Source organism: Streptomyces sp. SLBN-8D4 (assembly GCF_049739545.1).
GTDB lineage: Bacteria > Actinomycetota > Actinomycetes > Streptomycetales > Streptomycetaceae > Streptomyces > Streptomyces canus_C.
In genome coordinates, this window is sequence record NZ_JBMGQC010000001.1 from 3,243,417 (window position 1) to 3,257,190 (window position 13,774).

At 70.0% G+C, this 13,774-nt stretch carries 10 protein-coding genes; all 10 read right to left on the bottom strand.

Annotated elements, in window-relative coordinates:
* Nucleotides 1-45 precede the first annotated feature (45 nt).
* Nucleotides 46-1,122, bottom strand: a complete 1,077-nt coding sequence (prfA, locus tag RKD20_RS14180) for a peptide chain release factor 1 (RefSeq protein ID WP_020122778.1) — start codon at nt 1,120-1,122, stop codon at nt 46-48.
* A 103-nt stretch (nt 1,123-1,225) separates the two neighbouring features.
* A complete protein-coding gene (gene rpmE / locus RKD20_RS14185) occupies nt 1,226-1,444 on the bottom strand; it encodes a 50S ribosomal protein L31 (protein ID WP_020122779.1) in 219 nt (72 codons plus the stop codon).
* Between the two features lie 152 nt (nt 1,445-1,596).
* On the bottom strand, nt 1,597-2,703 hold the full coding sequence (locus RKD20_RS14190) for an LCP family protein (RefSeq protein ID WP_424878046.1): 1,107 nt from the start codon (nt 2,701-2,703) through the stop codon (nt 1,597-1,599).
* 207 nt (nt 2,704-2,910) lie between these two features.
* Nucleotides 2,911-4,701: a trypsin-like serine protease gene (locus tag RKD20_RS14195; RefSeq protein WP_424883210.1), complete on the bottom strand. Its 1,791-nt coding sequence runs from the start codon at nt 4,699-4,701 to the stop codon at nt 2,911-2,913.
* Between the two features lie 132 nt (nt 4,702-4,833).
* Nucleotides 4,834-6,870 (bottom strand): transcription termination factor Rho, encoded by a 2,037-nt coding sequence (rho, locus tag RKD20_RS14200; RefSeq protein WP_424878047.1) that lies wholly within the window; start codon nt 6,868-6,870, stop codon nt 4,834-4,836.
* Nucleotides 6,871-7,279: 409 nt separating this feature from the next.
* Complete coding sequence (gene thrB, locus RKD20_RS14205) at nt 7,280-8,209, bottom strand: homoserine kinase (RefSeq protein ID WP_391175794.1); 930 nt, start codon at nt 8,207-8,209, stop codon at nt 7,280-7,282.
* Between the two features lie 231 nt (nt 8,210-8,440).
* A complete protein-coding gene (gene thrC, locus RKD20_RS14210; protein WP_424878048.1) occupies nt 8,441-9,499 on the bottom strand; it encodes a threonine synthase in 1,059 nt (352 codons plus the stop codon).
* Nucleotides 9,500-9,505: 6 nt separating this feature from the next.
* Nucleotides 9,506-10,798 (bottom strand): homoserine dehydrogenase, encoded by a 1,293-nt coding sequence (locus tag RKD20_RS14215; RefSeq protein WP_359432179.1) that lies wholly within the window; start codon nt 10,796-10,798, stop codon nt 9,506-9,508.
* A gap of 182 nt (nt 10,799-10,980) precedes the next feature.
* The gene (gene lysA / locus RKD20_RS14220; RefSeq protein WP_424878049.1) at nt 10,981-12,372 is read right to left on the bottom strand and encodes a diaminopimelate decarboxylase; all 1,392 of its coding nucleotides are present in this window, start codon (nt 12,370-12,372) and stop codon (nt 10,981-10,983) included.
* A 16-nt stretch (nt 12,373-12,388) separates the two neighbouring features.
* Nucleotides 12,389-13,591 carry an ArgS-related anticodon-binding protein NrtL gene (gene nrtL / locus RKD20_RS14225; RefSeq protein ID WP_424878050.1) on the bottom strand — a complete coding sequence of 401 codons (1,203 nt, stop codon included), beginning with the start codon at nt 13,589-13,591 and terminating at the stop codon, nt 12,389-12,391.
* Nucleotides 13,592-13,774: the final 183 nt, after the last annotated feature.

The following is a 13,774-nucleotide window of genomic DNA, read 5'->3' on the forward strand; positions in this document are numbered from 1 at the left end:
CTCGGTCGTGCGTACGTGCCTCTTTCGGGCCCTCTTCGGCGGCCTTTACGCGGCCGCCAGCTTCGCTGCCGAGTCCGCGTCGACGCATGCCTGGATCACCGCGTCGAGGTCGCCGTCCAGGACCTGGTCCAGGTTGTACGACTTGAAGCCGACGCGGTGGTCCGAGATGCGGTTCTCCGGGAAGTTGTACGTGCGGATCTTCTCGGAGCGGTCGACGGTGCGGACCTGGCTGCGCCGGGCGTCGGCGGCATTGCGCTCCGCCTCCTCCTGCGCCGCCGCGAGCAGCCTGGAGCGCAGGATACGCAAGGCCTGCTCCTTGTTCTGCAGCTGGCTCTTCTCGTTCTGACAGGAGGCGACGACTCCGGTGGGAATGTGCGTGATGCGCACGGCGGAGTCGGTGGTGTTGACGGACTGCCCACCTGGCCCGGAGGAGCGGTAGACGTCGATGCGGAGGTCGTTGGGGTTGATCTCGACGTCGACCTCCTCGGCCTCGGGCGTGACCAGCACACCGGCCGCGGAGGTGTGGATACGGCCCTGGGACTCGGTCGCCGGGACGCGCTGCACCCGGTGCACGCCGCCCTCGTACTTCATCCGGGCCCACACGCCCTGCCCGGGTTCGGTGGCGCCGTTTCCGCCCTTGGTCTTCACGGCGACCTGGACGTCCTTGTAGCCGCCCAGTTCGGACTCGGTGGCGTCGATGATCTCGGTCTTCCAGCCGACGCGCTCGGCGTACCGGAGATACATGCGCAGCAGGTCGCCCGCGAACAGCGCCGACTCGTCACCGCCGGCACCGGCCTTGATCTCCAGGATGACGTCCTTGTCGTCGCTGGGGTCCCGCGGGACGAGGAGCAGCCGCAGCTTCTCCGTCAGCTCGTCGCGGGCCTTCTCCAGCTCCTTGACCTCGGCGGCGAACTCCGGGTCGTCGGCACCGAGTTCGCGCGCGGTCTCGATGTCGTCGCCGGTCTGCTTCCAGGAGCGGTACGTGGCGACGATCGGGGTGAGCTCGGCGTAGCGCTTGTTCAGCTTGCGCGCGTTGGCCTGGTCGGAGTGGACCGACGGGTCGGCGAGCTTCTTCTCCAGGTCGGCGTGCTCACCGACGAGTTCCTCGACGGCCTCGAACATCTTGGGCTCCTGAACTGCGTAAGAAAGAGGGACGGCGGGCGACCAAAAACGCCGGTCCCGGCGCACTCCGAGGAGTGCGGCGTGGACCGGCGCTGGTGGCTCGCTACTTCTTGGCAGCAGCCTTGCCGAAGCGGGCCTCGAAGCGGGCCACGCGGCCACCGGTGTCGAGGATCTTCTGCTTGCCCGTGTAGAACGGGTGGCACTCGGAGCAGACCTCGGCACGGACGGTGCCGCTGGAGATCGTGCTACGGGTGGTGAACGACGCGCCACAGGTGCAGCTGACCTGCGTCTCGACGTACTCGGGGTGGATGTCGCGCTTCAAGGTGTCTCCTAGTTTCGGGAGGGTGCCGGGTCGCCGCCGCGGATTGCGGGGGCGTGAACCGGGACCGACGTACCAGTCTGCCAGCACTGGCCGCATCCCCCAAAACGAGGTGTCGCCGCGTTCTATTCCCAGCCCCCCGGGCAGGCGGTCCGCTACGAGGTGACGACGCCCTTGGCCTGGCCCGTCGCGGTGCCTTCGGTGGCCGACTTCGGGATCGCCCGGTCGTGCTCCAGGGCCGTCCAGATCTGCTTGGCCTTGGCTTCCTGCACGATCACGCGGTTGGGGTTCGCCGGGTCGTAGCGGACCGGCATCGTGACCATGGTCATGTTCGACGGGCTGATGTGCTGGAGGCCGCCCGCGAAGGAGACCAGGGAGTTGACCGAGCCGAGGTGGGAGTCGGTGGTGACGGCCTTGGTGGCGGTGTCGGCGAGGTCGTACAGCTTCTTCGGGCTGCTCAGCACGCCGACGCTCTTGACCTGCTTGACCAGTGCCTTGATGAAGGCCTGCTGGAGCTGGATACGGCCGAGGTCGCTGCCGTCGCCCACGCCGTGCCGGGTGCGGACGAGACCGAGGGCCTGGGCGCCGGTGAGCTCGTGCGTGCCGGCCTTGAGGTCCAGGTGGCTGTCGGTGTCCTTGATGGCCTTGGTCGTGGTGACCGTGACCCCGCCGAGCTCGTCGACCAGCTTCTCGAAGCCGCTGAAGTCGACCTCCAGGTAGTGGTCCATGCGGATGTCGGTCATGGACTCGACGGTCTTCACCGCGCAGGCCGCGCCGCCGGTCGTGTAAGCGGAGTTGAACATGACGTCCGAGGCGGCGTCGTGCTCCTTGCCGTCGGTGTCGGTGCACTGCGGGCGGTCGATCAGGGTGTCGCGCGGGATGGAGACCACGGTGGCCTTCTTGTGGCCCTTGTACACGTGGATGATCATCGCGGTGTCGGAGCGGGCGCTGCCGTCGTCGGTGCCGCCGCCGAGCTTCTTGTTGGAGCCGGAGCGGGTGTCCGAGCCGAGGACGAGGATGTTCTCGGAGCCGTTGTCGACCTTGGTGGGCCGGGAGCTGCCGAGGACCTGGTCGATGTCGACGCTCTTGATGTTGCCGTTGAGCTTGAAGTACACGTAGCCGGCCCCGGTGCCGCCCACCACGACGATCCCCGCGGCGACCCACGCCATGACCAGCAGGCCCTTGCGGCCTCTGCTGCGGGGTTTGCGGCGGCTTCCCTTGCCCCCGGGTATTCGGGGATTCGGCTTGCTCTCGGCTGACATGTGCTCCTCGAATCTCGTCCGGTCGGTTACCCCCTGCTTTCAGGGTCAGACGTGGTCAGAAAAAGACCCGTACCGCACCATGTTCGCTCCGCCTGGTCAGACGGGGAAACTCGAGAAAGGGTTGCACAACGCCCTGTGACCACCACGTGCAGCAGTGGTCACAGGGCGTTATGAAAACCTCAGGGCGAGCCTTGCTCACCAGCGGTTTCAGCCAAAAATGTCGTACTGCTGGAAACCGGTCCCCGCAGTGGTCCTTGTGGCAAAGATCTCGCTGGTCGCCTTGCCGGTGCCCTTGTACAGGTAGAGCGTGCCGCCGGGGGTGCGGGCCAGCAGGTCGGCCCTGCCGTCGCCGGTGATGTCACCGACGGCGTCGAAGGCGTTGTAGCCGCTCCAGTTCGTGCGCACCTTGACCCGGGCCGCGAAGACGCCCGTGCCGGATGTGCCCGTGCCCTTGTACAGGTAGAGGTCGCCGGTGCTCTTGTTGCGGGCGAGCACGTCCGCCTTGCCGTCGCCGGTGAAGTCGCCGTGGCCGAGCAGCTGGTTGTACTGGCTCCAGCCGCCGCCGACCCTGACCCGGGCCGCGAAGCTGCCGTCGCCCTTGCCCGGGTAGATCCACAGGACGCCCGCGGAGTCCACGGAGAGCAGGTCGGGCTTGTAGTCGCCGGTCACGTCGCCGGGGGTGACGATCCGGGTGCGGGTCCGCCAGTCGGTGAAGACCTTCTTCGGGTCGGCCCAGGCGCCGGTGGCGGGCAGGTACCGCAGCCAGTAGACGTCACCGGTGCTGGAGACGCGGTACAGGAGGTCCTGGAAGCCGTCCCGGTTGAGGTCGGTCTGCCGGACCAGGTTCACACCGTTCCAGTCGCCCCAGGACTGCCGGGCGGCGAAGGTGGTGCCCTTGGAGTCCTGCTCGTAGCCGACCTTGGTGGAGGACTTGCGCACCCACAGGTCGGCCTTGTGGTCGAAGCTCAGGTTGGTGTCGTCGACGCGCGGGTAGGCGGCACCGACGTACTTGCTGACCTTGGTGAAGACGCTGTAGGCGCCCTTGGCGACACAGTCGGTCACGTTCCAGGAGACGACACCGACGATCCGCCCGTTCACGACGAGGGGGCCGCCGGAGTCACCGCTGCAGATGGCGGTCGTACCGGAGTCGCTGCCGCTGGCGGGCGGGCCCGCGCAGGTCATGTGCCCCTTGATGAACCAGGAGCCGTAGGCCGCGGCACAGGTCGTGTCCGACTTGATGGGCAGCGTGGCCGTCTTCAGCGTCTCGGAGATGTCGTCGCTGGTGGAGCTGGTGCGGCCCCAGCCGTAGACCTTGGCGGTCTTGGCACCGGTGGTGGCGGGGTCGTACGAGGCGGTGTCGGTGGCCGTCGTCATGCGGATCGGGGTCGCCTTGACGGGGGCCGCCAGGGTCAGGACCGCGATGTCGTTGTCGATGGTGTCCGCGTTGTACGACGGGTGGTACCACTGCCGCAGTACGGCCGTGGCGGTGCCGCCGTGCAGGTCGCCGTCCTCGGAGGGCAGCTGCGTGGCACCGGTCACCACGGCGCCGCCCTTGGCCCAGTTCGCGCCCTTGACGCAGTGCGCGGCGGTGAGGATCTTCGTCGGCGCGACGACCGCGCCGCCGCAGAAGAACCCGGTGTCGTCGCTGGTGTCCGTGGTGCCCTGGTCGTCGGTGTACCAGAGCTGGGCCATCCACGGGGCCGAGGTGATGGTCGTCGTCGTACCGCCGATGATCATCGGCGAGACGGTGGAGTCGACCTTGCCCCCGCTCATCGGCGACCGGGTCATCGTGCGGGAGGTGTCCTCCGCCGCGACGGCACCGGCGATCCGGTGCTCCAGCTCGGCCTGCGACGGCGTGGACGCGGCGGCCGGGGCCGGTGCCTGCGGCTCGGGCACGACGGTGGCGGCGTTCGCCGACGTGGCCAGCAGCGCGGCGGCCACGGCGACGGGCAGAGCGATCCACGCACGCCGTCTGTGCCGGCCGGCGCCTCCGGACATGGGTATACCCATGCAAGTCCCCCCAAGGGATCAGAAGTTCAGAGATCGAAAAATCGACCGAAGAGCGTGATCCTAAACCAAAGAGGACCGCCCCCCGTGGTCGGGGGCGGTCCTCTTTCCGAACGCTTGACGTCAGTCGCCGTTGCCCGGCGTCGGCGTCGTCTTCTGGATCTGCATCAGGAACTCGGCGTTCGACTTCGTCTGCTTCATCTTGTCGAGAAGCAGCTCGACCGCCTGCTGCTGGTCGAGGGCGTGCAGCACCCGGCGCAGCTTCCAGACGATCCCGAGCTCGTCGGGAGCGAGCAGGATCTCTTCCTTACGGGTACCGGACGCGTCCACGTCCACCGCCGGGAAGATCCGCTTGTCGGCGAGCTTCCGGTCGAGCTTGAGCTCGGCGTTGCCGGTGCCCTTGAACTCCTCGAAGATGACCTCGTCCATGCGGGACCCGGTGTCCACCAGGGCGGTGGCGAGGATGGTCAGCGAGCCGCCGTCCTCGATGTTGCGGGCCGCACCGAAGAAGCGCTTCGGCGGGTACAGGGCGGTCGAGTCGACACCACCGGACAGGATGCGGCCGGAGGCGGGCGCGGCGAGGTTGTACGCACGGCCCAGACGCGTGATCGAGTCGAGCAGCACGACCACGTCGTGGCCCAGCTCCACCAGACGCTTGGCACGCTCGATGGCGAGCTCGGCGACCGTGGTGTGGTCCTCGGCCGGGCGGTCGAAGGTCGAGGAGATGACCTCGCCCTTCACCGACCGCTGCATGTCGGTGACCTCTTCCGGACGCTCGTCGACCAGGACGACCATCAGGTGGCACTCGGGGTTGTTGTGCGTGATCGCGTTGGCGATCGCCTGCATGATCATGGTCTTGCCGGTCTTCGGCGGGGCCACGATCAGACCGCGCTGGCCCTTACCGATCGGCGCGACGAGGTCGATGATGCGGGTGGTCAGGACGCCGGGGTCGGTCTCCAGACGGAGGCGGTCCTGCGGGTACAGCGGCGTCAGCTTGTTGAACTCCGGGCGGCCGCGGCCGTGTTCGGGCGCCATGCCGTTGACGGAGTCCAGACGCACCAGCGCGTTGAACTTCTCGCGCCGCTCGCCTTCCTTGGGCTGACGGACCGCGCCGGTGATGTGGTCGCCCTTGCGCAGGCCGTTCTTGCGGACCTGGGCGAGGGAGACGTACACGTCGTTGGGGCCCGGCAGGTAACCCGACGTACGGATGAAGGCGTAGTTGTCGAGGATGTCCAGGATGCCGGCGACCGGGATCAGGACGTCGTCGTCGTTGATCTGCGGCTCGGGGCCGCTCATCTCGTCACGGCCACGACGGCCGCGGCGGTCCCGGTAGCGACCGCGCCGGCCGCGGCGACCGCCCTCGAAGTCGTCGTCGTCCTGGGGGCCGTTGTCGCGCTGACGGTCCTGGCGGTCCTGACGGCCGCCGCCCTGCTGCTGGTTCTGCTGCTGGCGCTGACCGCCCTGGCCCTGCTGGTCGTCGCTCTTGCGACGCTCCCCGCGGTCCCCGCGGTCGCCACGCTCACCGCGGTCGCGGCCGCGGTCACGGCCGCGGTCGCGGCGGCCACGGCCGTCGCCGTCACCGGCGTCGCCCTGCGGCTGCTGCGCGGGAGTCTCGGCCTTGGGCTCGCTCTTCGCCTCGGCCACGACGGTCTCGGGGCTGCCCGAGGGGGCGCCGGCCTCGGCGGTGGCACGGCGGCGACGGCGCTCGGCGGGAGCGTCGTCCCCCGCGCGCTCGGCGGCCGGCTGGCCGGGGATCTCGATCTGCTGCTGGGCCACGGCCTTCTCGGCGGGGGCCTCGGCCTTCGCCTCCGCCTTCTTCTCGGCGGCGTCGCCCGTACGGGCCTTGGAGGTGGCGCGGCGCTTCGGCTTGGTCTCGGCGGCGTCACCGGCGGGCGAGGATGCAGCCTTGGGAGCCGCGGCACCTCCCCCGGCCTGCGCTTCCTTGATGACCTCGATCAGCTGGCTCTTGCGCATACGCGCGGTGCCCTTGATGCCGAGGCCGGATGCGACCTGCTGCAGCTCGGCCAGCACCATGCCGTCGAGGCCGGTACCGCGGCGCCGCCGGGAGCCGGCACCGGCGGCAGGCGCGGAGGCGTCCGTGGAGGGCGCGGCAGCGGTCTCCTCGACACGTGCGCCCATCAGATCGGTGGTGTCGCTCACGAAGGGTCCTTCCCTGGAGCGGACGTCGGCCTGTCTGGCTCGGCGACCGTTTGTGCTGTCCGACGTCGGTCCCATCCTTGTGGACCGAGCCGGGGCGGTGGTCCGCCTAAGCGGCGGAGGAATGTGGTGACGGCGCTTCCGATAGCCGTGGCACTGAGTGTCCGTGTCACGTTGGCTTGGTCGCACCGGTTCCGGAGCGTGCCCGGCAAGTCGCTCAGTGCCCGCGTACGAGGTACTGCCCTTGTACGTCGTACGGAACGCAGTGCGGCTTGGGAGGCTCCCGGAAGAATGTCTGTCCCGGACGGGGACGTGAAGCACCTCGCCATGGTGGGGTCGGGTGCAGACTTGAGATTAACACTACCGGATCCAACAAACATTCCCCCTCTCGAAATCCGGCACACGCCGGATCTCAGATGTCACTGGCTGCCGCGAGCGGGAGCACACAGGCCCCCTGGGCGTCGAGGTCCAGCCGGTTGGCGGCCCAGCCCTCGCCCGCCAGATGGGCCACCTTGTCGGCGCTGGCCGCGTCGACGAGCGCGAGCACGGTGGGCCCCGCCCCCGAGATGACTGCCGGGACTCCGTCGGCCCGCAGCCGCTCCACGAGTGCGGCGCTCTCCGGCATGGCGGGAGCGCGGTACTCCTGGTGGAGACGGTCCTCGGTGGCCGGCAGCAGCAGCTCGGGGCGCCTGGTGAGGGCCTCGACGAGCAGCGCGGCACGGCCCGCGTTGGCGGCGGCGTCGACGTGCGGCACGGTGCGCGGGAGCAGTCCGCGCGCGGTCTCGGTCAGGACGGGCTTTCCGGGCACGAAAACCACCGGAACGATGGAATCGTCGGGCTCCAGCCTGATCGCCCGGGCGGCACCGGCCTCCATCCAGGCGATGGTGAAGCCGCCGAGCAGACACGGGGCCACGTTGTCGGGGTGGCCCTCGATCTCGGTGGCGAGCTCCAGGAGCGCGGTGTCGTCGAGCCGGGCCTCGCCGCCTATGGTCACGGCGCGCGCGGCGACGATTCCGGCGCAGATGGCGGCCGAGGAGGAGCCGAGGCCCCGGCCGTGCGGGATGCGGTTGGCGCAGACGATCTCCAGGCCGCGCGGCTGGCCGCCCAGCAGGTCGAAGGCGGTGCGCAGGGAGCGTACGAGGAGGTGGTTCTCGTCCCGCGGGAGCGTCTCGCTGCCCTCTCCCGCGATGTCGATGTGCAGCCCTGAGTCGGCCACCCGGACGACGACGTCGTCGTAGAGCCCCAACGACAGGCCCAGGGCGTCGAAGCCCGGGCCGAGGTTGGCGCTGGTGGCGGGGACGCGCACCCGGACGGCGGCGGCGCGGAAAGCGGGACCGGCCATCTCTCGATGACTCTCCTTGAGCTGCGTGATTGTCGAATGACATTCGATGACGTACGAAGACCCTGCTGGCCGCGGAGACGACGTGGCACCCCGCTGTACGCGAGGGCATATGCAGCGGGCGGGTTCGGTACAGCCTATCGAAGGAAGGTTCTGTGGCGACATAGGGCGCACAGGAGGCGCACGATGCGTGTCGTAAGCCCCCTGTGCACCCCTCTCAGGGGATTCCCTGTCTCAGGCGAGCCCGAGGCGCTCGGCCGCCGTCGCCGCGTCGACCGGGACGGTGACGGGCTGCGGAGCGCCCGCGACGGCCCAGTCGGGGTCCTTGAGGCCGTTGCCGGTGACCGTGCACACGATCCGCTGGCCCGGGTCGACCTTGCCCTGCTCGGCGGCCTTCAGCAGACCGGCCACGGAGGCGGCGGAGGCGGGCTCCACGAAGACACCCTCCTGAGCGGCCAACAGCCGGTAGGCGCGCAGGATCTCACGGTCCGTCACCTCGTCGATGAACCCGCCGGACTCCTCCTTCGCCGCGAGCGCGTACTGCCAGGAGGCGGGGTTGCCGATACGGATGGCGGTGGCGATGGTCGACGGGTCCTTGACGACCTCGCCGCGCACGATCGGGGCACTGCCGGAGGCCTGGAAGCCCCACATCCGGGGCGTCTTGGCGGCCACTCCGTCGGTGGCGTACTCCTTGTAGCCCTTCCAGTACGCCGTGATGTTGCCGGCGTTGCCGACCGGCAGGACGTGGATGTCGGGCGCGTCGCCGAGCATGTCGACGATCTCGAAGGCGGCGGTCTTCTGGCCCTCGATACGGACCGGGTTGACCGAATTGACCAGCGCCACCGGGTAGTTGTCGCTCAGCGAGCGGGCCAGGGTGAGGCAGTCGTCGAAGTTTCCGTCGACCTGGAGGATCTTCGCACCGTGCACGAGGGCCTGGCCCATCTTGCCGAGCGCGATCTTGCCCCGCGGCACCAGCACGGCACAGACCATGCCCGCGCGTACGGCGTAGGCGGCAGCGCTCGCCGACGTGTTGCCGGTGGAGGCGCAGATGACCGCCTTCGCGCCCTCCTCCTTGGCACGCGTGATGGCCATGGTCATACCGCGGTCCTTGAAGGACCCGGTGGGATTGGCGCCCTCCACCTTGAGGTGGACCTCGCACCCGGTGCGCTCGGAGAGCACCTGCGCGGGCACGAGGGGCGTGCCGCCCTCACGGAGCGACACGACCGGCGTGGTGTCGGAGACGGGCAGCCGGTCCCGGTACTCCTCGATGATTCCGCGCCACTGGTGGGTCATTGCTGGTTACTCTCCTTCAACCCGCATGATGCTGGCGACACCCCGCACGGTGTCGAGCTTGCGCAACGCCTCGACGGTCCCGCCCAGGGCGGCGTCCGACGCGCGGTGCGTGACGACGACGAGAGACGCCTCGCCGTCCTTCCCCTGCTGCCGAACGGTATCGATGGACACCCCGTGCTCGGCGAACACGGTGGCAACCTGGGCGAGAACACCCGGTTTGTCGGCCACGTCCAGGCTGATGTGGTAGCGCGTGACGACCTCGCCCATGCCCGAGACGGTGAGGGCCGCGTACGCGGACTCACCGGGCCCGGTCGTGCCGCTGAGCCGGTTGCGGCAGACGGCGACGAGGTCACCGAGGACGGCGGAGGCGGTGGGGGCACCGCCCGCGCCCGGGCCGTAGAACATCAGCTGGCCGGAGGCGTCGGACTCGACGAACACGGCGTTGTAGGCGCCGCGGACGGACGCGAGGGGATGCGTGAGCGGGATCATCGCGGGGTGCACGCGGGCGGTGACGGACCTGCCGTCCTCGGCCCGCTCGCAGATGGCGAGCAGCTTGATGGTGCAGCCCATGTTCTTCGCGGAGGCGAAGTCGGCGGCGGTGACCTCGGTCATGCCCTCGCGGTAGACGTCGTCGAGACGCACGCGCGTGTGGAAGGCGATCCCGGCGAGGATGGCGGCCTTGGCGGCGGCGTCGAACCCCTCGACGTCGGCGGTCGGGTCGGCCTCCGCGTATCCGAGGGCGGTGGCCTCGTCGAGGGCCTCCTGATAACCGGCGCCCGTGGAGTCCATCTTGTCGAGGATGAAGTTGGTGGTGCCGTTGACGATCCCGAGCACCCGGTTGACCTTGTCGCCGGCGAGGGACTCGCGCAGCGGGCGGATCAGCGGGATGGCACCGGCGACGGCGGCCTCGTAGTAGAGGTCCTTGCCGTGCTGTCCGGCCACCGCGTGCAGGGCGGCGCCGTCCTGGGCGAGGAGCGCCTTGTTGGCGGAGACGACGGAGGCGCCGTGCTCGAAGGCGGTGGTGATGAGGGAACGGGCGGGCTCGATCCCCCCGATGACCTCCACGACCACGTCGATGTCCCCGCGTTTGACGAGGGCGGTGGCGTCGGTGGTGACGAGTTCCTGCGGGATGCCCTCACGAACCTTGGAGGGACGCCGTACCGCGACCCCGGCGAGCTCCACGGGGGCGCCGATGCGGGCGGCGAGGTCGTCGGCGTGCGTCGTCATGATGCGCGCCACCTCTGAGCCGACCACTCCACAGCCCAGCAGCGCCACCTTCAGCGGACGCGTACGCATCATCCGACCTCGTTTCCTCATACCGTCTACGGTGGGTCCAGTCTCACTCACCGGACGGGAGTTTCTGCCCCTCGTCCGGATTATGAGACATCTATTTCATTTGTCCGGGGGTGGCAGACCGTAGATCTTCCTTTCCTGGTCTCGTTCCTGGTCTGCGGGGGTCCGGCGGTGGTCCGGGCGGTGGTTCAGCCGACGTCGAGCCGCAGAAGGTCCTCCTCCGTCTCCCGGCGGACGATGACCCGGGACTCACCGTCATGGACGGCGACGACCGGCGGGCGCAGCACGTGGTTGTAGTTGCTCGCCATGGAACGGCAGTAGGCGCCCGTCGCCGGTACGGCGATGAGGTCACCGGGTGCCAGGTCGGCCGGCAGGAAGGCGTCCTTGACCACGATGTCCCCGCTCTCGCAGTGCTTGCCGACGACCCGGGCGAGCATGGGTTCGGCGTCACTGGTCCTGGACACGAGGGCGACGGTGTACTCGGCGTCGTAGAGCGCGGTGCGGATGTTGTCCGACATCCCGCCGTCGACGGAGACGTAGGTGCGCAGCCCGTCGAGGGGCTTGATGGTGCCGACCTCGTAGAGCGTGAAGGCGGTCGGACCGACGATGGCGCGCCCCGGCTCGACGGAGATCCTCGGGGTCCGCAGCCTGGCCGCCTCGCACTCCCTGGTCACGATCTCGGTGAGCGCCTTGGCGATCTCGTGCGGCTCGCGGGGGTCGTCGTCGCTGGTGTAGGCGATGCCGAGGCCGCCCCCGAGGTCGATCTCGGGAAGCTCGACACCGTGCTCGTCACGGACGTCCTTGAGCAGCCCGACCACGCGATGTGCCGCGACCTCGAAGCCGGACATGTCGAAGATCTGCGAGCCGATGTGGGAGTGGATGCCGATGAGTTCGAGTCCGTCGAGCTTCAGCGCCCGCCGCACGGCCTCGGCGGCCTGTCCGCCGGCCAGCGGGATCCCGAACTTCTGGTCCTCGTGGGCGGTGGCGATGAACTCGTGGGTGTGCGCCTCGACGCCGACGGTGATCCGGATCTGGACCCTCTGCCGCTTCCCCAGGCTCTGCGCGATGTGCGCGACCCGGACGATCTCCTGGAACGAGTCGAGGACGATACGCCCCACCCCGCTCTCGACGGCCCGGGTGATCTCTGCCGCCGACTTGTTGTTGCCGTGGAAGGCGATGCGGTCGGCGGGCATGCCCGCGGACAGGGCGGTGGCGAGCTCACCCCCGGAGCACACGTCCAGGTTGAGCCCTTCCTCGTGCAGCCAGCGCACGACTGCTCGCGACAGGAACGCCTTGCCGGCGTAGAAGACGTCGGCATCGGCCCCGAAGGCATCGCGCCAGGCCCGCGCCCGGGCCCGGAAGTCGGCCTCGTCGACGACGTAGGCGGGGGTGGCGTGCTCCTCGGCGAGGGTCTTGACGTCGATGCCGCCGACGGTGACGACCCCGTTCTCGTCACGGCCGACCGTCTGGGCCCACACCTTGGGGTCAAGGACGTTGAGGTCGGCGGGCGGCCCGGAGTAGTGACCCTCGGGAAGGACGTCGGCGTGCCGGGGCCCGGCGGGATGTGCGGAACGGCTCATCTTCTTGACTGGCTCTCTAGAGGTGTTCGGGTGCGTCGATGCCGAGCAGGGACAGGCCACCGGCCAGCACCGCCCCGGCGGCTTCGGCGAGCGCGAGCCGGGCACGGTGGGCGGCCGAGGGTTTCTCCGCACCACGCGGAAGGACGACTGCGAGAAAGGGGAGAACGGCATCGGCGACGGTGACGAGATGCCGGGCCAGGCGATCGGGGGCGTGGTGCGCGGCGGCGGCCTGGAGGACACGGGGGTGATCGGCGAGGAGGTTCCGGAGGGCGGTCGTGTCGTGTACGACGGTGCCCTGGACGGCGGTTTCCGGTACGGCGGCTTCCGGTACGGCCGTTTCCGTTACGGCGGTTTCCTGTACGTCGGCCTGCCGTACGTCGGTCCCCTGTACGGCTGCCTCTGTGTCCCCCCGTGGGTGCACGTCCACGTCCCCGGGCTCGGCGTGGAAGCCCAGGTCGGCGGCGTTGCGGGTGAGAGCCCGGGTGCGGGCGTGGGCGTAACGGACCCGGAAGAGAGGGTTGCTCTCCCGCTGGACCAGGTGGTCGGCGGTGATGCGGGGCCGGTCGTGAGGGGCGGGGTGAAGAAGCGCCCAGCGGGCCGCGTCCCGGCCGAGGGGGGTGGGGTCGAGGCCGGCCGGCACGGGTCGTACGTTGACGTCGAGGGGGGCGGGGGTGGGTGCGGACGCGGGCGCCTCGGGGGTGCCGTACGCATCGACCTCGACGCCGAGGACGTCCGTCCAGGCCGGCTCCGGGCGAGCGACGCAACTGCTGCGGACGAGGGCGCCCTGCGAGCGGAGGATACGGGCGACAGCGTCCATCACGACGACGGCGCGGACCTCGTGGGGTGCGTGCAGCTGCACGAGCTGCCCGGTGGGCCGGTCGGCATGGCCGTACCGCTGTCCGAGTCGCAGGATCTCCCGCACGAGGGCGTCGCCGCTCCCCCGCAGGCTGATGTTGAGGAACCCGGGCCCGGTGACGACGACGTCACCGATGCCGTCGCTCTGCGCGAGCCGCTGCCGGAGAATCTCGGCGACCCGCAACGGGGGCTGCCCGGCGGGCCGGGCCAGCTGGAGGGCGACGTTGGTGGCGTAGTCACCACACCCACCGGGACCGGGGGGCGTGACGTCGGTCCGCCCCGGGACGGCCACGTCCAGCTCCCCCTCGTCGACAGCACGACGCACCGCGCGCAGCACGGTACGGGAGAGCTCGACGGGGGTCACGGGACAAGCGTAGGGGAGGAGGGGGGTGGGAGGGCGAGCGGGTTTGGGCGGGGTCCGGGATGTGGGACGGGGCGGGGCAGTACTGGGCTGGGCTGGGCTGGGCTGGGCTGCAGGATGCGGGCCGTGGCCGTGGGTCGTGGCCGTGGGGCGCGGGCGCGGGTCGTGGCCGTGGGGCGCGGGCGC

What these genes read in the sequence shown, in the direction of transcription:
- prfA (WP_020122778.1), bottom strand. Translation starts at nt 1,122, where the DNA reads ATGTTCGAGGCCGTCGAGGAACTCGTCGGTGAGCACGCCGACCTGGAG.
- RKD20_RS14190 (WP_424878046.1), bottom strand. Translation starts at nt 2,703, where the DNA reads ATGTCAGCCGAGAGCAAGCCGAATCCCCGAATACCCGGGGGCAAGGGA.
- RKD20_RS14195 (WP_424883210.1), bottom strand. Translation starts at nt 4,701, where the DNA reads ATGTCCGGAGGCGCCGGCCGGCACAGACGGCGTGCGTGGATCGCTCTG.
- thrB (WP_391175794.1), bottom strand. Translation starts at nt 8,209, where the DNA reads ATGGCCGGTCCCGCTTTCCGCGCCGCCGCCGTCCGGGTGCGCGTCCCC.
- thrC (WP_424878048.1), bottom strand. Translation starts at nt 9,499, where the DNA reads ATGACCCACCAGTGGCGCGGAATCATCGAGGAGTACCGGGACCGGCTG.
- RKD20_RS14215 (WP_359432179.1), bottom strand. Translation starts at nt 10,798, where the DNA reads ATGATGCGTACGCGTCCGCTGAAGGTGGCGCTGCTGGGCTGTGGAGTG.
- lysA (WP_424878049.1), bottom strand. Translation starts at nt 12,372, where the DNA reads ATGAGCCGTTCCGCACATCCCGCCGGGCCCCGGCACGCCGACGTCCTT.